General features: G+C 69.5%; 16 protein-coding genes, 1 rRNA gene and 1 riboswitch. Of the genes, 1 reads left to right on the top strand and 16 read right to left on the bottom strand.

Features of this window, described 5'->3' with window-relative positions:
- Positions 1 to 6: 6 nt before the first annotated feature.
- The 5 genes from ACIGAN_RS34580 to gcvP form a co-directional block, all read right to left on the bottom strand.
- Positions 7 to 771, bottom strand: a complete 765-nt coding sequence (locus ACIGAN_RS34580) for a carbohydrate ABC transporter permease (protein WP_399863481.1) — start codon at positions 769 to 771, stop codon at positions 7 to 9.
- 74 nt (positions 772 to 845) lie between these two features.
- A complete protein-coding gene (locus ACIGAN_RS34575) occupies positions 846 to 1,847 on the bottom strand; it encodes a carbohydrate ABC transporter permease (RefSeq protein WP_399863413.1) in 1,002 nt (333 codons plus the stop codon).
- A 6-nt stretch (positions 1,848 to 1,853) separates the two neighbouring features.
- Positions 1,854 to 3,146 (bottom strand): extracellular solute-binding protein, encoded by a 1,293-nt coding sequence (locus ACIGAN_RS34570; RefSeq protein ID WP_365742091.1) that lies wholly within the window; start codon positions 3,144 to 3,146, stop codon positions 1,854 to 1,856.
- Positions 3,147 to 3,864: 718 nt separating this feature from the next.
- Positions 3,865 to 4,410 (bottom strand): DUF1707 domain-containing protein, encoded by a 546-nt coding sequence (locus ACIGAN_RS34565; RefSeq protein WP_399863411.1) that lies wholly within the window; start codon positions 4,408 to 4,410, stop codon positions 3,865 to 3,867.
- Between the two features lie 294 nt (positions 4,411 to 4,704).
- Positions 4,705 to 7,590 (bottom strand): aminomethyl-transferring glycine dehydrogenase, encoded by a 2,886-nt coding sequence (gcvP, locus tag ACIGAN_RS34560; RefSeq protein ID WP_365742095.1) that lies wholly within the window; start codon positions 7,588 to 7,590, stop codon positions 4,705 to 4,707.
- 174 nt (positions 7,591 to 7,764) lie between these two features.
- A riboswitch (glycine riboswitch) is annotated at positions 7,765 to 7,860 on the bottom strand.
- Between the two features lie 113 nt (positions 7,861 to 7,973).
- On the opposite strand from gcvP, the gene ACIGAN_RS34555 reads away from it, so the two are divergent.
- On the top strand, positions 7,974 to 8,372 hold the full coding sequence (locus tag ACIGAN_RS34555; protein ID WP_365099355.1) for a PRC-barrel domain-containing protein: 399 nt from the start codon (positions 7,974 to 7,976) through the stop codon (positions 8,370 to 8,372).
- On the opposite strand, the gene ACIGAN_RS34550 is transcribed toward ACIGAN_RS34555, so the two are convergent.
- The 11 genes from ACIGAN_RS34550 to rrf form a co-directional block, all read right to left on the bottom strand.
- A complete protein-coding gene (locus ACIGAN_RS34550; RefSeq protein WP_399863406.1) occupies positions 8,306 to 9,763 on the bottom strand; it encodes a DNA polymerase IV in 1,458 nt (485 codons plus the stop codon). The genes ACIGAN_RS34555 and ACIGAN_RS34550 overlap by 67 nt on opposite strands.
- 328 nt (positions 9,764 to 10,091) lie before the next feature.
- On the bottom strand, positions 10,092 to 10,775 hold the full coding sequence (locus ACIGAN_RS34545; protein WP_365099353.1) for a MerR family transcriptional regulator: 684 nt from the start codon (positions 10,773 to 10,775) through the stop codon (positions 10,092 to 10,094).
- A gap of 310 nt (positions 10,776 to 11,085) precedes the next feature.
- Positions 11,086 to 11,559: a bifunctional nuclease family protein gene (locus ACIGAN_RS34540; RefSeq protein ID WP_026253112.1), complete on the bottom strand. Its 474-nt coding sequence runs from the start codon at positions 11,557 to 11,559 to the stop codon at positions 11,086 to 11,088.
- 84 nt (positions 11,560 to 11,643) lie between these two features.
- Entirely contained in the window at positions 11,644 to 12,381 is a 738-nt protein-coding gene (locus ACIGAN_RS34535) for a transcriptional regulator FtsR (protein WP_399863404.1), read from the bottom strand.
- Between the two features lie 52 nt (positions 12,382 to 12,433).
- Complete coding sequence (locus tag ACIGAN_RS34530) at positions 12,434 to 13,390, bottom strand: FHA domain-containing protein (protein WP_365742101.1); 957 nt, start codon at positions 13,388 to 13,390, stop codon at positions 12,434 to 12,436.
- A gap of 61 nt (positions 13,391 to 13,451) precedes the next feature.
- Positions 13,452 to 14,426 (bottom strand): DUF881 domain-containing protein, encoded by a 975-nt coding sequence (locus ACIGAN_RS34525; protein WP_399863401.1) that lies wholly within the window; start codon positions 14,424 to 14,426, stop codon positions 13,452 to 13,454.
- 5 nt (positions 14,427 to 14,431) lie between these two features.
- The gene (locus ACIGAN_RS34520) at positions 14,432 to 14,764 is read right to left on the bottom strand and encodes a small basic family protein (protein WP_003988855.1); all 333 of its coding nucleotides are present in this window, start codon (positions 14,762 to 14,764) and stop codon (positions 14,432 to 14,434) included.
- Positions 14,761 to 15,675, bottom strand: a complete 915-nt coding sequence (locus ACIGAN_RS34515; protein WP_365099349.1) for a DUF881 domain-containing protein — start codon at positions 15,673 to 15,675, stop codon at positions 14,761 to 14,763. The genes ACIGAN_RS34520 and ACIGAN_RS34515 overlap by 4 nt, the downstream gene beginning before the upstream one ends.
- Positions 15,676 to 15,773: 98 nt before the next feature.
- Complete coding sequence (locus ACIGAN_RS34510) at positions 15,774 to 18,269, bottom strand: mannose-1-phosphate guanyltransferase (protein WP_365099348.1); 2,496 nt, start codon at positions 18,267 to 18,269, stop codon at positions 15,774 to 15,776.
- 115 nt (positions 18,270 to 18,384) lie between these two features.
- Positions 18,385 to 18,993, bottom strand: a complete 609-nt coding sequence (locus ACIGAN_RS34505) for a CDP-alcohol phosphatidyltransferase family protein (RefSeq protein WP_365742106.1) — start codon at positions 18,991 to 18,993, stop codon at positions 18,385 to 18,387.
- Positions 18,994 to 19,103: 110 nt separating this feature from the next.
- Positions 19,104 to 19,201: ribosomal RNA gene (gene rrf / locus ACIGAN_RS34500) — 5S ribosomal RNA — on the bottom strand; the annotation flags it as partial.

The raw sequence follows: 19,201 nt of genomic DNA, 5'->3' as shown, positions 1-19,201 counted from the left end.
GGCGCGTCAGCCCTTCGTGGCGCCTGCGGTGAGGCCGCCGACGAGCTGGCGCTCGGCGACCGAGTAGAAGGCGAGGGCGGGGACCATGGCCAGGACCAGGTAGGCGAAGACCTTGGCGTAGTCCGCGGAGTACTGCCCCTGGAACTGCTGCACGCCGATCGGCAGCGTCCACCACTGCGCGTCGGTGAACACCAGCAGGGGCAGGAAGAAGTTGTTCCAGCTGGTGACGACGGCGAGCACGGAGACGGTGCCGAGCGCGGGCCGCGCCATCGGCAGCAGCACCCGCCAGAAGAAGCCGAGCGGGCCGCAGCCGTCGAGCGTGGCCGCCTCCTCCAGCTCGCCGGGTATCTGCCGGAAGAAGCCGCGCAGGATGATGATGGTCATCGGCAGCCCGAACGCCGCCTGCGGGAGGATCACGCCGAGCGGGTTGTCGAGCAGCCCCAGGGACCGCAGCAGCAGGAACAGCGGCAGGGCCGCGACCGCGAACGGGAACATCAGCCCCATGGTGAACAGCGTGAACAGCAACTCCCTGCCACGGAAGGCGAACCGCGCGAACGAGAACGCCGACAGCGCCGAGACCGCGACGACGAGCACGGTCGTGCCCACCGCGATCAGCGTGCTGTTCCCGATCAGCCGCCAGAAGTCCCCCGTGGCGAGGATCCCGGTGTAGTTGGACGTCACCCACGACTCGGGCAGTCCCACGGGGTTGCGGGAGAGTTCGTCGGTGGACTTGAAGCCGGAGAGCGCGGCGTAGAGCAGGGGCACGGCCATGACCGCGCCGACGACGACCAGCACGGCGTGCAGGCCCCAGGTCTTCCCGCCCCGGCGGGACTTGCGACTGACCGTCACTTTCCGTCACCCCGCATGGTGGTGGTGGCTCCTTCGAGGTCGCGCCGGAGCACGAACCGCTGGTAGGCGAGGGCGAAGACGAGGCTGATGGCGAACATGGCCACGCTGATCGCGCTGGCGTAGCCGACCTGGTACCGCTTGAAGCCGTACTGGAACATGGTCACGGCCATGGTCTCGGAGTGGTGGTCCGGACCGCCCGCGGTGGTGACCCACACCAGGTCGAAGAGCTGGATCGACCCGATGACCGACAGGAAGACACTGATGCGCAGGGTGGGCGCCAGCAGCGGCAGGGTCACGTTGCGGAAGCGCTGCCAGGGGCCCGCCCCGTCGATGAGCGCCGCCTCCGTCAGCTCCTTCGGCACGGCCTGGAGCCCGGCGAGGTACAGCATCATGTGGAAGCCGAAGTACTTCCACATCATGACCAGGAACAGCGTCGCCATCACCGTCGACGGATCGGCGAACCACTCCCCGCCCAGCCCTTCCAGCCCGATCCGGCCGAGGACCTGGTCGGCGAAGCCGTCGTCCGGCGCGAAGATCATGCCGAACAGGATTCCGGTGATCGCCTCGGACAGGACGTACGGGGCGAAGAACAGCATCCGGTAGACCGCCCGGCCGCGCATCCGCTGGTTGAGGAGCACGGCCATGGCGAGCGCGAACGGCAGCTGCAGCGCGAGCGAGAGCACCACCAGCACCAGGCAGCGCCACAGGTCGCCGAGGAACACCTCGTCCTGGAGGAGCCGGGTGAAGTTCTCGCCGCCGATGTACTCGGAGGGCATGCCGAAGCCGCCCCACCGGAAGAACGCGGCGTACAGAGCGAACAGCATCGGCAGCAGCACGAGCCCGATGAACAGCACCAGGGCGGGCAGCTGGAAGCCGGTGGCGGTCAGCCAGTTCAGGGCGCGTCGCCGGGCCCGCCCCCGGGCCCGGTCGGCGGGGGCCGGGGGCGGCGGGCCGGTCTCGGGGCCGGTCCGCTCGCTCGGCAGGAACGTGGACGTCATCGCCGGCTACTGCTCTTCCTTCGCGGTCTTCGTGATCGACTGTGCGACCTGCCCGGGCGACATCGAGCCCGATATCAGCGCGGCGACACTGTCGTTGACCTCCTGGCCGACGGCGGGCGCGTACGCCTGGTCGAGGTAGAGCTGGAAGCCGGTGGCCTTTTTCAGCTCGGCCTGGACCGCCTTGATGTTGGGGTCGGCGATGGCGCTCTCGGCCGCCGGGACCACGGGCAGAACCCCGGTCTTCTTCACCAGCTCCCGGTCGGTGGCCTCCGAGGCGAAGAACTTCAGGAAGTCGACGGCCGCCTGCGGGGCGCCCCGGCGCAGGGCGTGTCCGCCGCCTCCGCCGAACACCTCGGTGATCGCCCCCCGGCCGCCCTCGACCGCCGGGAACGGGAAGAAGCCGAGGTCCTTGCCGAGGCCCTTGCCGGCGTCGGCCTGGACCACGGGGGCCCACTGGCCCATCAGTTCCATGGCCGCCTTGCCGTTGCCGACACTGGCGGCCTGGCCGGTGGGACTGGAGTAGGCCGCGCCGAGGAAGCCCTTCTGGAACGGCTGCAGGCCGACGAGTTCCTTCAGGTGCTCGCCCGCCTCCACGAACGGCGCGCCGGTGAAGTCCTTCTCCTCGTACGCCTTCTGCAGCGCCTCGGCACCGGCGGTGCGCATCGACAGGTACGCCCAGTAGTACATGCCGGGCCACTTCTCCTTGCCGGCCAGGGCGAGGGGCGTGATGCCGGCCGACTTGAGCTTGCGCACCGCGTCGAGGAAGCCGCTCCAGGTGGTCGGGGGCTCGCCGATGCCGGCCTTCTCGAAGTGCGCCTTGTTGTACCAGAAGCCGATCATGCCGATGTCGAACGGGACGCCGTAGGCCTTGTCGTCGATCAGGTACGGCTCCCGGGCCACCGGCAGGAGGGCGTCGCCCCAGGGCTTGGTGCGGTCCGTGAGGTCCTCCACCAGCCCGGCGTCGACCTGCTGCCGCAGCACGCCGCCGCCCCACGTGTGGAAGATGTCGGGCAGCTTCCCGGAGGAGGTCAGGGCCGTCATCTTCGACTTGTAGGCGTCGTTCTCCAACTGGACGATCTTGACCTTGACCTTGGGGTTCTGCGCCTCGAACTTGCGGGCGAGAGCGGCCCAGACACTCTTGGTGGGTTCGGTGGTGGAGATGTTCCACCATTCGATGGTGGTCGTCCCGGACGACCCTCCGTCCGAGTCCCCGCCGCATGCGGTCAGTGCCGTCATCCCCAGACCGGCCGCGGCGGAGGCCGCCAGGAAGCCGCGGCGGGACAGTGCCGGGTCGCCCATCATGCGCTCCTCGAAAGTTTCGATTGAGATCCAGAAAGCTGCGTTGATGCCGCACCCTAGAGACAGCCGGTAAACGGTGGCAACCCCTTGTACACACTCAATCTGTCAGCGATGCGAGGACCAGGGAAGGCAGCCGAAACATTCGATCGACATGACGAACCTTCCGGATCCTGCGATCACACTCGGTATCGACCTCTGAGCCGCGCGATCGACACCCCTGCCCTGCACCCGGACAGCACCACCACACGCGCTTCAACTGGCGTTTTGGATCAGACACCTGCCCCTGGCGCCGTCAGCGACGGAAGCCGGCCGCGCACACCCGTCACATCCACGGGTCACGGCATCACGCTCCGCGCACGCCGATCCGGCTGTCCCGTGATGGCCGGAACCAGCTGAGCCGCACATCGAGAGCACGTCGATGGCCACGACCGGGCGACCTGCCGAGCTTCACGGCCTCCGCTCCACCCGGCGCATGATGCGCCTGAGCGGCGTCGACTACTTCTCGACCCTCGTCTCGGCTGCCGGCCCGGCATCGCCGCCCTCGAGGCCGGGCTTCTCTCCTCGTTCGCGACCATGCCGGAGGGTCGCCGAGGAGAGCCCGCATGGCGAGACCACGATCATCTGCCGGGGCGTCCGCTCCCCTTGCGGCAGGGCACGCTGTGCGCACCGACCCTGCTGGGCTTCGGCGCCACCAACTTCCGCTGCACCGGCAGGCACCTCAGCGTCTGCCGAAGCCCCGTCGTCGCGGACGCGCCACTATCTGCCCGTACTCGACCTCGCCGGTGATCCGCACCCGCAGCACGACGGGCGCGTCCGCCGGCCGGCGCTCCTTGACCGCGGAGAAGTTCGTCACGAGCCCGGTCGTGTCGACCACGATGCCGGGCCGGGTCACGAGCTTGAGGGCACCGGCGCGCAGGTCCAGGTCGATGTGCAGACTGTCGTGCGTGATCACCGCGTCGGTGAAGTCGAGCGTCACCTCGCCCCAGGCCGACCGGATCTCCATACGCCGGGGCACCACCCATGCGTCACCGCGTCGGGTCGCTGACCCCGTCTGCTCGATCCTCACGACATCCTCGACGCCGCTGCTTCCAAGGACCTCGGGCTCGGGCAGATCCGCTGTCAGTACCGCCAGTTCCCCCACCGTCCGGGCGGACAGCGCGGCCTCCAGCCGCTCGTCGAGTTCCTCCAGGGTCAGCCGTCCGTCCCCTGCGGCGACACGCAGCACGTCCACGATCCGGTCCCGGTCCGCGTGCGAGGCCCTCACCTCGGACGATTCCCCCGTGCGCACGAGTTTCCCCACCACCACACACCCCCGATCTCCCCAGGCACAGCACCATGCCGCCCCATGACACTAACGCTATATCGCGTTATACCCAACCGGCCATCCCCCGATCGGGCCAACTGTCCGCACCCGTACCGGGCCACCGGCCGCGGCCGACCTCACCCCCTCCCCCCGACCCCCGCCACACGGACGGCTGACACTGGCCACGACATGACGGGAGGGGCCCCGCAGTGCGGAGCCCCTCCCGTCGGCCGGACCCGCAGGTCCGTCGGCAGATCAGTCCTCGTACGCGTCCAGCGGCGGACACGAGCAGACCAGGTTCCGGTCGCCGAAGGCCTGGTCGATACGGCGCACCGGCGGCCAGTACTTGTCGGCGGTCGAGACGCCGGCCGGGAAGACGGCCTCCTCACGGCTGTAGGCGTGCTCCCACTCCCCGGCGAGGGCGCCGGCGGTGTGCGGCGCACCCCGGAGCGGGTTGTCCTCGGCGGGCCACTCGCCGGAGCCGACCTTCTCGATCTCGGCGCGGATGGCGATCATCGCGTCGCAGAAACGGTCCAGCTCGGCCAGGTCCTCGGACTCCGTCGGCTCGATCATCAGCGTCCCGGCCACGGGGAACGACATGGTCGGCGCGTGGAAGCCGTAGTCGATGAGCCGCTTGGCGACGTCGTCGACGCTCACACCGGTCGCCTTGGTGAGCGGCCGCAGGTCGATGATGCACTCGTGCGCGACGAGCCCGCCGGGGCCCGTGTAGAGCACCGGGTAGTGCGGCTCCAGCCGCTTGGCGACGTAGTTGGCGCTGAGCACCGCCACCTGGGTGGCCCGCTTCAGCCCCTCGCCGCCCATGAGCCGGACGTACGCCCACGAGATGGGCAGGATGCCGGCCGAGCCCCAGGGCGCCGCCGAGACGGGACCGACGCCCGTCTCCGGGCCGGCCTCGGGCTGCAGCGGGTGGTTCGGCAGGTACGGCGCGAGGTGCTCGCGCACCGCCACCGGACCGACGCCCGGGCCGCCGCCGCCGTGCGGGATGCAGAAGGTCTTGTGCAGGTTCAGGTGCGAGACGTCGCCGCCGAAGTGCCCCGGCTTGGCGAGCCCGACCAGCGCGTTGAGGTTGGCGCCGTCGACGTAGACCTGACCGCCGGCCTCGTGCACCTGCGCGCAGATATCGGCCACGTGCTCCTCGAACACGCCGTGCGTGGACGGGTAGGTGATCATCAGCACGGCCAGTTCGTCGCGGTGCTGCTCGATCTTCGCGCGCAGGTCCTCGACGTCGATCTCGCCGTCCTCGGCGGTCTTCACGACGACGACCTTCATGCCCGCCATCACCGCGCTGGCGGCGTTGGTGCCGTGCGCGGACGACGGGATCAGGCACACGGTCCGCTGCTCGTCGCCGTTGGCCCGGTGGTACCCGCGGACGGCGAGCAGACCGGCAAGCTCACCCTGCGACCCGGCGTTCGGCTGCAGGGAGACCTTGTCGTAGCCGGTGACCTCGGCGAGCCGGTCCTCCAGCTCCCGGATGAGCGTGAGGTAGCCCGCGGCCTGCTCGGCGGGTGCGAAGGGGTGCAGCTGCCCGAACTCCGGCCAGGTGACCGGCTCCATCTCCGTGGTCGCGTTGAGCTTCATCGTGCACGAGCCCAGCGGGATCATGCCGCGGTCGAGCGCGTAGTCCCGGTCGGCCAGCCGCCGCAGGTAGCGCAGCATGGCCGTCTCGGAGCGGTGCTGGTGGAAGACCGGGTGCGTCAGGTAGTCGTCGGTGCGCAGCAGGCCGGCCGGGAGCCCGTCCTCGGTGGCGGCGTCCAGCGCCTCGATGACCCCCTCGACACCGAAGGCGGCCCACACGGCCCGCAGCTGGGCGCGGGTGGTGGTCTCGTCGCAGGCGATCGAGACATGGTCGGCGTCGACCAGGCGCAGGTTGACCCCGTTGTCCCGCGCGGCGGCCACGACCTCGGCGGCCCGGCCCGCGACGCGCACGGTCACGGTGTCGAAGAAGGAGTCGTGCACGACCTCGACCCCGCCGTTCGCGAGCCCGGCGGCCAGGACCGTGGCGTAGCGGTGGGTGCGCTGCGCGATGCCCTTCAGGCCGTCCGGACCGTGATAGACGGCGTACATGCCGGCCATCACGGCGAGCAGGACCTGCGCCGTGCAGATGTTGCTGGTCGCCTTCTCCCGGCGGATGTGCTGCTCACGGGTCTGCAGCGCGAGCCGGTAGGCCTTGTTCCCGTCGGCGTCCACGGAGACGCCGACGAGCCGCCCGGGCAGGCTGCGCGCCATCTTCTCCTTGACCGCCATGTAGCCGGCGTGCGGCCCGCCGAAGCCCATCGGCACGCCGAACCGCTGGGTCGTGCCGACCGCGATGTCCGCGCCGAGCTCACCGGGCGACTTCAGCAGCGTCAGGGCGAGCAGATCGGCGGCGACGGTGACAACCGCCCCGAGCTCGTGCGCCCGGTCGATGACGGGCTTGATGTCCCGTACGGCCCCGGAGGCGCCCGGGTACTGGATCAGGACGCCGTTGATCTCACGCTCGGCGATCTCGGCCGGGATGCCGTCGGAAAGGTCGGCGACGACGACGTCGACGCCGGTCGGCTCGGCCCGGGTCTGGATCACGGCGATGGTCTGCGGCAGCGCGTCCGCGTCGACCAGGAACAGGCCCTTCTTGTTCTTGCCCATCCGCCGCGACAGCGCCATGGCCTCGGCCGCCGCGGTGCCCTCGTCGAGCAGGGAGGCTCCGGAGGTCGGTAGTCCGGTGAGGTCGGCGACCATGGTCTGGAAGTTCAGCAGGGCTTCCAGCCGTCCCTGCGAGATCTCCGGCTGGTACGGCGTGTAGGCCGTGTACCAGGCCGGGTTCTCCATGACGTTGCGCAGGATCACCGGCGGCGTGAACGTGCCGTAGTACCCGAGTCCGATCATGGAGCCGAGGACCTGGTTGCGGTCGGCGAGCGAGCGCAGCTCGGCGATCACCTCGGCCTCGCTGCGGGCGCTCGGCAGGTCGAGGGCCTCGGCGCTCTTGATGACGGCCGGGACCGCGGCGGCCGTGAGCTCGTCCAGCGAGCCGTAGCCGACCTGCGCGAGCATCTTGGCCTGGGCCTCGTGGTCGGGGCCGATGTGACGCTGCTCGAAGGGCACTGCTTCTTCGAGCTCGGAAAGCGGAATGCGATGGGCGGTCATGGGCGGAGGCCTCCTGGTCTGGCACGACCTTCGAGGGGCACCACGGCGCGGGTACCCGGACGGCCTCCCCCTCTGTCATCTCAACCTGAGAGCTTCACCGGATCGCCCGAAGGCCTCCGGCTTTCACCGTCGGTGAGAGCGGAAGCCGACACCCGCTCTTCTTTCCAGAGTGACCTCGTCCGTGCGGTACGTGTGCCTGAGAGATTCCGGGGAGGATTTGCTCCTTCGGCGCCTCCGATGGTGTCCGGAGGACTCTCCCGCACGGGGTCAGCAGCCGTTGCCAGCGTACCAGCGAGGTCAACGCACGAACCTTCGAGTGGCCGCCTCCTCGATTGTGCCGTTTTGTAGTGCTTACGGATGAGTTGCGAGCCTGTGGAGGTCCCGTGCGTACCGACATCGATCCGCGCAACCTGATCGGCCGCAAGGCGTTCGACCGCAACGGAACCAGGATCGGCACGATCGACGAGGTCTACCTCGACGACGCCACCGGCGAACCGGAGTGGGCGGCCATACGGACCGGCCTGTTCAGCAGGGACGCGTTCGTCCCGCTGGAGCCCAGCGAACTGATCGACGGCGCCCTCCACGTCCCCTTCGAACGCGCGCTGATCAAGGACGCCCCCGACTTCGGCGTGGGCCGCCACCTCTCCCCCGAGCAGGAACTCCAGCTCTACCACCACTACGGCCTGGACATCGCAGCCCCTCCCCCGCTCCCCGATCACGAGTTCGGCAAGCTGGCTGGTTCGGACGAACGGACGACGCGATCCCCGGACGCGGCCTCGTAAGGCGTCCCCACGGGCCCGTCGACGCCGACGGGCCCGCTCTCCGACTCCTCCGGTCTTCGTAACACCAGCGGCAACGGATCCGCCGGCTCCAGCGCGGGATCGTCCACCCGGAAGGTCCGCACCCTGCCGGGCGCCGAGCCGGGCGTCTCGAAGCGCACGGTGACCCTCCCCAGCCCACTGCCCTGCACCCACCCGTGCCCGTACTCGGCGTGCCGCACATCGTGTCCCGCTGGCCAGCGCCGCTCGGCGAGCGACGGCTGCTCCTCCGCCTGCGCCACGGCGTGCTCCTCGACCGGCCCCTCGGCCACCGCCCGCTCCCCCGCGGCCTGCGCGAACAGATCCTCCTGCGTGTAGTCGGCGAGGCCGCTGACCCCGACCCCGAGCAGCCGCACCCCGCCCGTCGTGTCCACCGAGTCCAGCAGCCTGGCCGCGGCTTCCCCGATCACCCCGGGGTCGTCCGTCGGCCCCCGCAGCGTCTCGGACCGGGTGAGCGTCGAAAAGTCGTACCGCCGTACCTTCAGCACGATCGTCCGCCCGGACAGACCGGCCCCGCGCAGACGCCGTACGCACCGGTCTGCCAGCCGCTGCACCTCCAGCCCGACCCGCACCCGGTCGTGGATGTCCACGTCGTACGTGTCCTCCACGGACACGGACTTCGCCTCCCGCTCCGCCACCACGGGTCGGTCGTCCCTGGCCAGGGCCATCGCGTAGAGCCCGTGCCCGTGCGCCTTGCCCAGCAGCCGGACCAGTTCGTCCTCTCCCGCCTCGACGATCTCCTCGACCGTGGTGATCCCGGCCCGCCGCAGATGGTCACCCGTGGCCGGCCCGACGCCGGGCAGGGTGCGCACCGACATCGGCCCGAGCATCGCCCGCTCGGTGCCCGGCTCGATCACCACCAGCCCGTCGGGCTTGGCCTGCTCGGAGGCGATCTTCGCCAGCATCTTGGAGGCGGCGAGCCCGACCGATCCCGTGAGGCCGGTCGTGGCGCGGATGTCGGCGCGCAGCTGCGTACCGACCAGCCGCGCCGAGCTTTCGTCCCAGGCCACTCCCCCGGCCTCCAGGTCCACGAAAGCCTCGTCCAGGCTGAGCGGCTCCACGAGCGGCGACAGCGCCCGCAGCAGCTCCATGACGCGCTCGCTGATCGCCTTGTAGAGCCCGAAGCGCGGTACGAGATACGCGGCGTTCGGCGCGAGCCGCCTGGCCTGCCCCATGGGCATCGCCGAATGCACCCCGAAGACCCGCGCCTCGTACGACGCCGTGGCCACGACACCCCGCGGGCCGAGTCCACCCACGACCACGGCCTTCCCGCGCAGGCTCGGCTTGGACGCCTGCTCCACCGAGGCGAAGAAGGCGTCCATGTCGAGATGCAGGATCGTGGGCGCGGTTCTCACATCTCCGATGCTGCCCTACGCCACTGACAATGCCCCGCCGACCGCCCCGCTCCGCGACTACCCCGGGGGAGCAACCGCTTGCCGCCGGCGCGACGCACCCGGTCGACGCGAGCACAGCGGTCGGTACGAAGCCCCGATCGATGTGAGCAAGCCGGTCAGCGCGACGGCTCCGGCCGACGCGAGCAAGCCGGCCGGCGCAACCGCCCGGCCGATGCGAACGTGCCTGTCAGTAGAAAACACCCGGCCCGCGCGAGCCATCCGGTCGCAACACCGGCTGCCGAAACGTCCCGCCTCCTGCGATCACCGGAAGCACCGCCTCAGCGGCGGCTCATACGGCCCGGTTCCGCCGTCGCGCCAGCTCGTCCGCCGGATTGGGCCCGACCAGCGTCTCGCCGGTGTCGATCCGCTCCCCGTGCAGCTGGGACAGCGCGCTCTCGACATCCCGCCACACCACACCGACGGCGATCCCGAAGACCCCCTGCCCCCCTTGGAGCAGGGCGTGGACCTCGTCCGGCGAGGTGCACTCGTACACCGTGGCGCCGTCGGACATGAGCGTCATCCGCTCCAGGTCACGGAAACCGCGTTCCCGGAGGTGCTGCACGGCCGTGCGGATGTTCTGCAGCGACACCCCGGTGTCCAGGAACCGCTTGACGATCTTCAGAACGACCACGTCGCGGAAGCTGTACAGCCGCTGCGTCCCGGACCCGTAGGCGGGCCGCACGCTCGGCTCGACAAGCCCTGTGCGGGCCCAGTAGTCCAACTGCCGGTAGGTGATACCGGCGGCCGCACACGCCGTAGGACCGCGATAGCCGATCTGCTCGGACGCCATGGACGTCGTCCCTCCGCTGCTCGGCACGGCCGTCGGTCGCTGCGGAGCGTGATCGGCCGCGTCGCCGGGCTGGGGATATCCCCCGCTCGCGCGGAGCCGTGAGCCGGGGGGAGGGTACGGACCGCTCGCCCTGAGACTGCGCTCGGGGCCGCCCCCAGCCGTACCGTCGCCGCTGCTTCTCACGCCGACCTCCGTCCTTGACCTGCCTTCTCGACGGTAGGCAGTCACCAGGGGTGCGTCAACGATCGCCACACTCGCCACGCCGAGTGATAATCACCCTAAGAGTGGTTTCCCGTGCCCCACCGCGGGGAAAGGCTAGCCGAATGAGCTCGGCGCGACCCGTGTGACGCTCTCACTCGCCACCGGCACATGCGGGCATTTCACCCGTCACAACGCGTCGGCGGCCCTGCCGCGGACCACATCGTCCGCCGGGCCGCCCCTTCGCCTCACCGACCGCTTCTGCTCCCGGCCCCCTCCTGTCGGGACCCGCGGTTCACTGGCTGCTGGTGCCGAAGTCCTCCGGAGAGATCTGGTCGAGGAACTCGCGGAACTTCTCCACCTCGTCCTCCTGCTCGTCCGGGATCGCGATACCGGCGTCGTCGAGCACCGTGTCACTGCCGTAGATCGGCGTACCGGTGCGCAGCGCGAGCGCTATGGCGTCGGACGGGCGGGCGCTCACCTCGACTCCACTGGCGAAGACCAGCTCCGCGTAGAAGACGCCCTCACGCAGGTCCGTGATGCGCACTTCCGTGAGCTCCTGGCCGACGGCCTCCAGCACGTCCTTGAACAGATCGTGGGTCAGCGGCCGCGCGGGAGCCATGCCCTGCTGGGCGAAGGCGATCGCCGTCGCCTCCCCCGGCCCGATCCAGATGGGAAGGTAACGGTCGCCTCCCACTTCACGCAGCAGCACGATCGGTTGGTTGGAGGGCATTTCGACCCGGACACCTACGACATCGAGCTCGTTCACACAGCAACCCTAGGCCGTGCTCGGGATGTTTGGGTAGTCGGGCCGGGATCGGGCGCCTGATCCGGCCCCCGCGCGGCCCGCCGCTCAGGGCAGCCGTACCCCGAGTGCCGTCTGGACCAGCGCGGCGTGCAGCCGCACCGTGAGCCCCGCCAGCTCCTTCGTGCGCGCCTCCGCATGAGCCCTGGTCTGCGGGTTCCGGTGCCGCTTGAGCGGAGCCACCACCTGGTCCACCAGCCCGGCCTCACGGTCGGCCGCGGCCTTCATCGCCCGCAGATGCCGCGGCTCGATCCCGAACCGCCCGAGCTCGACGACGAGCGAGGCCACCGTGACCGCCTCGGCGTCGTACGCGCCGTCCTCCAGTGGAGTGAGCAGCCCGTACGACTCCCACTCCTCGAGCTCCTGCTCGTCGATGCCGGCCGCGGCGAGCAGCTCCGCCCGCCCGATCCTGGCCACCGTGGGCCCCTCGGGGGCCTCGGGCACGGGTTCGCCGTCCCGCTGGCGGCCCAGTACGGGCAGCTGGACGGCCTCACCGCGCTCCATCGCCTCCAGATGCTCGCGGATCACCTTCAGGGGCAGATAGTGGTCCCGCTGCATCCTCAGGACGTGACCGAGGCGCTCGACGTCGTGGGCGCTGAACTTGCGATACCCCGAGGGGGTCCGCTGCGGCTCGATGAGCCCCTCGGCCTCCAGGAAACGGATCTTGGAGATGGTGACCTCGGGGAACTCGTCGCGCAGGACGTTCAGCACCGTGCCGATGCTCATCAGCCCACTGTCCGTGGCGGCGGTACCGTGTCCGGCACCGCCGCTCGGTGTTCGAAGCATGGACCTTCCCTGACGGACGGACCTTCGCTGGGCCTCCCCGGGCGGACCCGGGTCAGTAGCCCCGCTGGCTCGCGTAGAAGACCAGCCGGTACTTGCCGATCTGCACCTCGTCGCCGTTGTTCAACGCGACCTGGTCGATCCGCTCGCGGTTCACGTACGTGCCGTTCAGGCTGCCCACGTCGGCCACCGTGAACGAGCCGTCCTGGCCGCGACGGAACTCCACGTGCCGCCGGGAGACGGTCACGTCGTCCAGGAAGATGTCGCTCTGCGGGTGACGTCCGGCCGTGGTCAGGTCGCCGTCGAGCAGGAAGCGGCTGCCCGAGTTCGGCCCGCGGCGCACGACCAGGAGCGCGGAACCCAGGGGCAGCGCGTCCACGGCGGCCTGCGCCTCAGGGGACAGTGTGGGCATCGGCGTCTGGCCGGTGGTCTCGCTGTCGTAGGCCTCGAGACCCGAGATGGAGATCGTGGAGGTCGTCTCGGACGGGCGCTCCGGCGTCGCGCCGGGCCGCAGCGGCGCGCCGCAGTTGGAGCAGAAGCGGCTGTTCTCCGCGTTGCGGTTACCGCACCTCGTACACACCAGGGCCGACATCGGATCCTCCTGCCGCGGCTGCTCACCCGGAGCGTGGGACGCATACGGGTCGGAAAACCCTCCACCCGCACCTGAGGCTGACGGTTGGCCGAAACCTATGCCGCCGGACTGCGCAGGGTCAACCGACGGCGCGCCCTGACCTCCGGAGATGTCACCACCCGGACCAGCGACCTGGTCGCGGAAGAGCGGCCGCTGGCCTTCCGCGTCAGGCTGTGCGCGATGGCGAGCGGTGGCATTGCTGTCGCTGCCCTCTCGCGCGCTCTTGCCGAACAACTTCGCAAACAACTTCACGGGCGATTCCCCTTGACCGAAACAGACCCGCCCGTGGGGCAGGACGAACCCTGACTGAACACTCTGGCCGACCCGGACATCCTGACAACGTCCGTCTGCACCAGACAGTTTCCACCACGCACCACCCATTCGGTGCGCCGACCCCCCGCAACCTCATGCCCTCGCCGGACGTCGCCCATGCACCCCCGGTTCACTGCGAGGACGACCGAGCGTAGTCAGGCCGCTTCGCCGCTCGCAAGGCGTCCACGACGATCTTCGTCGATCGCTCGACGGTCACGGTGGCCTGTTCCTTCTCGAGAGTCTGCACCACGCCTCCGGGGATGTTGAGCGCTGGCTCGAGGTCCTGCGGCTTGCCGATGACCTTGAAACGATAGGGCGCGTTGATCTTGTTCCCGTCGACGCTCACACCCTTGCCGGAATCCGCGAGATACGTGCCGGCGACCACGCGTACGCCGTTCACCTGGATCGCCTCGGCACCCGCCGCGCGCAGCTCCTGGATCGCGTCGAGCAGCATGTCCGCCTCGACCGTCCCCTTCGTGTCCTCGATGGTCATGGTGATGCCGGGCCCCTGCGCGGCGACCGTACCCGCCAGGATGCCGAGTTGCCGCTCCTTCTCGATCGTCTGCTTCCGGGCCTCCTCGGCCTGGTCCGAACTGTTCTCCAGCTCGTCCCGCTGCTTCTCGAGCCCCTGCTTCTCGTCCTCAAGACGCTGAGTACGGTCGTCCAGTTCATCGAGGATGCGGACCAGATCCTCCTGGCGCGCACCGCGCAGGGCGCTGTCGCCGTCACTGTTCGACGCCACCTGCACGGCCAGACCGAAGCCGAGGCCGAACAACAGCAGCGCGACGATGAGTTGGGCGCGTGTGACACGCGGCGGCCACAACCCCTGCACCAGGCGCTGCCGCCCGGTCAGCCGAGGCTCGGCCTCTGCATCCGCCTTCGGCACGGACGCGGGTTCAGACCCGGGTGCGGACGCGGGGCGGGGCGCGGTTCCGGGCCCGGCCTGCGGGGTCTCCCGCGCGGCGGGCACCGGGGCGGACACCTCCATCGGCAGTTCCTTGCGCAGCCGGTTCGCGGCGTCACCGCTCCCGGCGCCACTCCCGTCGGACCGGCCCGCGCGCGTGTCGTCCCGCTCCTCGGGACGCGTCTCGTCGTGCTCGCTCATCGGCCTCACGCCCGGAACACGTGCCGGCGGATCGCCGCGGCGTTGGAGAAGATGCGGATGCCGAGCACGACCACCACACCCGTGGACAGCTGGGCCCCGACGCCCAGCTTGTCCCCCAGGAACACGATCAGCGCGGCCACGACGACGTTCGACAGGAACGACACCACGAAGACCTTGTCGTCGAAGATCCCGTCGAGCATGGCCCGCAGCCCCCCGAAGACTGCGTCCAGAGCCGCCACGACGGCGATCGGCAGGTAAGGCTCGACCACCGCCGGAACCTCAGGCCGGACCAACAGGCCGGCCACGACTCCCACGACGAGGCCCAGTACGGCGATCACGATGTGCCCTTCTCGCTCTTCTCAGTGCTCGGCTGTGCTGTTCGTACGATCACGCTCGGCGCGGCAGGCAGCCGGAGGTCGTCCTCCACGGAGATGCCTGTCCTGATGCCGTAGCTCTCCTGCAGCGCGGCCAGGTACAACCCGTCCGCACTGTCCTGGAACCGTGTGCTCAGCCGCTGCCCGTCCCCCACCGCGAGCACCGTGTACGGCGGCACCAGCGGCTTGTTGTCGACCAGTATCGCGTCTCCGGCGGCCCTGATCGCGGACAGCGCCGTCAGCCGCTGCCCGTTGATGGAGATCGCCTCGGCCCCCGACTCCCACAGCCCGTTGACCACGCGCTGCATGTCGCGGTCACGCACCCGGCCGGTGTCGGAGAATCCGGAGCTGCCGCGCGGATTTCCGTCACCGCCGGTGCCGGCTTCCTTGGCGTCGTTGACCACGAGCTTCACACCGGGACCGTGCACCGCGACGGACCCGGACAGGATGCCGACGAGCTCCGATTGAGCGCTGCCGCCGCTGTGCTTCAGCGCCTCGCGCTGGCGCGCGCCGACGTCCTCGCGCAGCTCGTCGACCGTGTCCTCCAGCCGGTCCGCCGCCTCGGTCTCCCGGTCGATGCGGTCGATCAGCTCCTCGCGCTCCTTGGCGACGACGGGAGCGGCGACCCGCGCCTGGGCCGCTCCCACGGTCACGACCAGGGCCGCGAGCACCAGGCCGGCCGCGAGCCCCAGCTTCGCCCGGAGGGTCTTCGGCATGCCGCCGTCCCCCGCGGCCTTCTTGCGCGCGGCGGCTTCGGCGTAGCCGTCGTCGAGACTGTGGTCCATGACGTTGGTGATCAACGACATGGACGCATCCGGGCGCCGGGGCCGCGTGGGTGTGCTCCGAATGGGGGGTTGCTGCGGCATGCCGCACATCGTCGCACGTCGCGGGCACTACCTCCGAACGGCCCCACCGGCGTGCCGGACAGGCCCCGTTGGGGACACTTGTCCGGCACGCACGCGTGCAGGCGGTATTACCGGCCGGCGCTGTCCACGACCGCCGACCACTCGTCCAGCAGGGCCTGTGCGGAGGCGTCGTCCGGGCCCTCGGCCCACAGGTGGGTGACGGCCTCGGCCGGGTCGGGCAGCACCATGACCCAGCGGCCGTCGGTCTCGACCACCCGCACGCCGTCCGTAGTGTCCACGAAACGGTCACCGGCCGCCTCGACGACCCGCCGCATCACGAGCCCCTTGACGGCCCACGGGGTCGCCAGGTCGCGCTTGAGGACGTGCGCCCGCGGGATCCGCGCGTCGATCTGGCTCAGCGTGAGCTGCGTCCGGGCCACCAGACCGATGAGCCGCACGAAGGCCGCCGTGGCGTCGTACACGCTGCTGAACTCGGGGACGATGAAGCCGCCCTTGCCGTCGCCGCCGAAGATCGTCCCTTCCTCACCGCCCACGCGCGTGAGGTCGTCGGGAGAGGTCGTCGTCCACTCCACCTGGGTCCCGTGGTACGCCGCCACCTGCTCGGCGATCCGCGTCGTGGTCACCGGCAGGGCGACCCGGCCGCTGCGCCGCTCGGCGGCGACCAGGTCCAGCATGACCAGCAGCGCCCGGTCGTCCTCGATGATCCGGCCCTTCTCGTCCACGAGGGAGAGCCGTTCACCGACGGGGTCGAACCGCACGCCGAACGCGGCTCCCGAGGACGCCACGATCTCCCCGAGCCGCACCATGCCCGACCGCCGGATGTCGGCCGTCTCGGTGGGCCTGGACTCGTCGAGACCGGGGTTGATCGTCAGGGAGTCGACGCCGAGCTTGCCGAGCAGGCTCGGCAGCACGAGACCGGCGCTTCCGTTGGACGCGTCGACGACGACCTTGAGCCCGGACTCCGCGATCCCGGTCGTGTCCACGTTCCGCAGCAGCGACCCGGTGTAGGAGTCGAAGACGCTGGCGGGGAAGTGGAGGTCACCGATCTCGCCGGGGAAGGCGCGCCGGTACTCCTGCCGCGCGAACACCCGGTCCAGCTTCCGCTGGCTGCCCTGCGACAGGTCGGCGCCCTGGCTGTCGAAGAACATGATGTCGACGGAGTCCGGCACACCGGGCGTCGTCCGGATCATGATCCCGCCGGCACTGCCGCGTGCGGTCTGCTGACGCGCCACGGGCAGCGGCACGTTCTCCAGGTCCCGCACGTCGATGGCGCTGGCCTGGAGCGCGGAGATCACCGCCCGCTTCAGCGCACGGGCACCACGCGAGTGGTCGCGGGCCGTGGTGACGGTCGAGCCCTTCTTCAACGTCGTGGCATAGGCACCCGCGAGCCGCACGGCCAGTTCCGGCGTGATCTCGACGTTCAGGATTCCGGAGACGCCCCGGGCACCGAAGAGGTGCGCCTGTCCCCTCGACTCCCAGATGACCGAGGTGTTGACGAATGCACCGGCCTCGATGGTCTTGAACGGGTAGACCCGCACATTGCCCTGCACGATCGATTCTTCACCGATCAGGCACTCATCACCGATGACCGCCCCGTCCTCGATCCGCGCCGCACGCATGATGTCGGTGTTCTTTCCGACCACGCAGCCGCGCAGATTGCTGTGGGGGCCCACGTAGACGTTGTCGTGAACGACGGCCTTGTGCAGGAAAGCACCGCTCTTGACGACGACATTGGAGCCCACGACGGTGTGCTCACGGATTTCGGCGCCGGCTTCGACCTTGGCGTAGTCGCCGATGTAGACGGGCCCGCGCAGCACGGCGTCCGGGTGCACCTCGGCCCCCTCGGCCACCCACACACCGGGCGAGATCTCGAATCCGTCGATGTCGACGTCGACCTTGCCCTCGAGCACGTCGGCCTGGGCCTTCACGTAGCTCTCGTGCGTGCCGACGTCCTCCCAGTAGCCCTCGGCCACGTAGCCGTAGACGGGCTTGCCTTCCTTCATCAGCTGCGGGAACACATCGCCGGACCAGTCGACGGGCACATCGGGGTCGACGTAGTCGAAGACCTCGGGCTCCATCACGTAGATGCCGGTGTTCACCGTGTCGGAGAAGACCTGGCCCCAGGTGGGCTTCTCGAGGAAGCGCTCCACCTTGCCTTCCTCGTCGACGATGGTGATGCCGAACTCCAAGGGGTTGGGCACACGGGTCAGACAGACCGTGACCAGCGCGCCCTTTTCCTTGTGGAAATTGATCAGCTCGGTGAGGTCGAAATCGGTCAGCGCATCGCCGGAGATGACGAGGAAGGCATCGTCCTTCAACGCCTCTTCAGCGTTCTTGACGCTTCCGGCGGTACCGAGTGGCTTCTCCTCATTGGCATAGGTGAGCTCCATTCCGAGCTCTTCGCCGTCACCGAAGTAGTTCTTGACGAGCGAGGCCAAGAACTGGACAGTCACGACTGTTTCATTGAGCCCATGCCTTTTGAGCAGCCGCAGAACGTGCTCCATGATCGGGCGGTTGGCCACAGGCAGGAGCGGCTTGGGCATGCTTGAGGTCATGGGACGAAGGCGTGTGCCTTCGCCTCCGGCCATCACGACGGCCTTCATGTCGGAAGCGTCCTCCTCGAAGAGACGACGGTCTAGCCGACTTCCCCCGCGAGGATTCTCCCGCACTTTTCGACCACGGGCCATCGCACCGCGCTGGGCGGAGGAATCCGCGAGTTCAATCGGTCTTGGCGTCCGCACGGACCAGGCGGCGGACTTGTACCACGTAGAGGACTCCTGCCCACCAATACAGCGTTGTACCCCATCCGGCGAACGCCCATCCGAAAATAGCAGCCAGTGACGAGATCCAACCACTTCCGTCACTGAGCAGGAGCAGGGGGAAGGCATACATCAGGTTGAACGTGGCGGCCTTCCCCAGGAAGTTCACCTGCGGCGGCGGATAGCCGTGCCGGCGGAGGATGCCCACCATCACCAGCAGAACCAGCTCCCTCGCCAGAAGTACGCCGGTCAACCACAGGGGCAGAATCTCACGCCATGTGAGACCGACCAATGTCGAGAGAATGTAAAGCCGGTCGGCCGCGGGGTCGAGAAGCCGGCCCAGACTGCTGATCTGGTTCCAGCGCCGCGCGAGCTTGCCGTCCAGGTAGTCACTGATGCCGCTCAGCGCCAGCACCAGGAGGGCCCAGCCGTCACTCTTGGGGCCACCGAACTCGGGCCTCAGGATCAGCCACAGGAAGAGGGGCACGCCGACGAGCCGCGCCATGCTGAGGATGTTCGGGATGGTGAGCACACGGTCCGTCTGGACGCGAGTCTCCTGAACCTCCACCCGGGTGCCTCCTGGGGAAACGTGCCAACGATGCCCCCTGACCTTACCTCAACGCAAAAAAGCTCCGGCTCTCGGGCTGCGATGCCCAAGAGCCGGAGCTCTAAAAGGAGTTCCGGCGGCGTCCTACTCTCCCACAGGGTCCCCCCTGCAGTACCATCGGCGCTGTAAGGCTTAGCTTCCGGGTTCGGAATGTAACCGGGCGTTTCCC

The sequence above is a fragment of the Streptomyces sp. NPDC085931 genome (assembly GCF_044540565.1).
In the GTDB taxonomy this organism is placed as follows: domain Bacteria; phylum Actinomycetota; class Actinomycetes; order Streptomycetales; family Streptomycetaceae; genus Streptomyces.
The sequence above is the reverse complement of the archived record's forward strand: the minus strand, read 5'-3'. Positions and strand labels throughout refer to the sequence as shown.

What these genes read in the sequence shown, in the direction of transcription:
- ACIGAN_RS34580 (WP_399863481.1), bottom strand. Translation starts at nt 771, where the DNA reads ATGGCCGTGCCCCTGCTCTACGCCGCGCTCTCCGGCTTCAAGTCCACC.
- ACIGAN_RS34530 (WP_365742101.1), bottom strand. Translation starts at nt 13,390, where the DNA reads ATGGGTGGTGCGTGGTGGAAACTGTCTGGTGCAGACGGACGTTGTCAG.
- ACIGAN_RS34515 (WP_365099349.1), bottom strand. Translation starts at nt 15,675, where the DNA reads ATGTGCGGCATGCCGCAGCAACCCCCCATTCGGAGCACACCCACGCGG.
- ACIGAN_RS34535 (WP_399863404.1), bottom strand. Translation starts at nt 12,381, where the DNA reads ATGCTTCGAACACCGAGCGGCGGTGCCGGACACGGTACCGCCGCCACG.
- ACIGAN_RS34570 (WP_365742091.1), bottom strand. Translation starts at nt 3,146, where the DNA reads ATGGGCGACCCGGCACTGTCCCGCCGCGGCTTCCTGGCGGCCTCCGCC.
- ACIGAN_RS34575 (WP_399863413.1), bottom strand. Translation starts at nt 1,847, where the DNA reads ATGACGTCCACGTTCCTGCCGAGCGAGCGGACCGGCCCCGAGACCGGC.
- ACIGAN_RS34510 (WP_365099348.1), bottom strand. Translation starts at nt 18,269, where the DNA reads ATGAAGGCCGTCGTGATGGCCGGAGGCGAAGGCACACGCCTTCGTCCC.
- gcvP (WP_365742095.1), bottom strand. Translation starts at nt 7,590, where the DNA reads ATGACCGCCCATCGCATTCCGCTTTCCGAGCTCGAAGAAGCAGTGCCC.
- ACIGAN_RS34525 (WP_399863401.1), bottom strand. Translation starts at nt 14,426, where the DNA reads ATGAGCGAGCACGACGAGACGCGTCCCGAGGAGCGGGACGACACGCGC.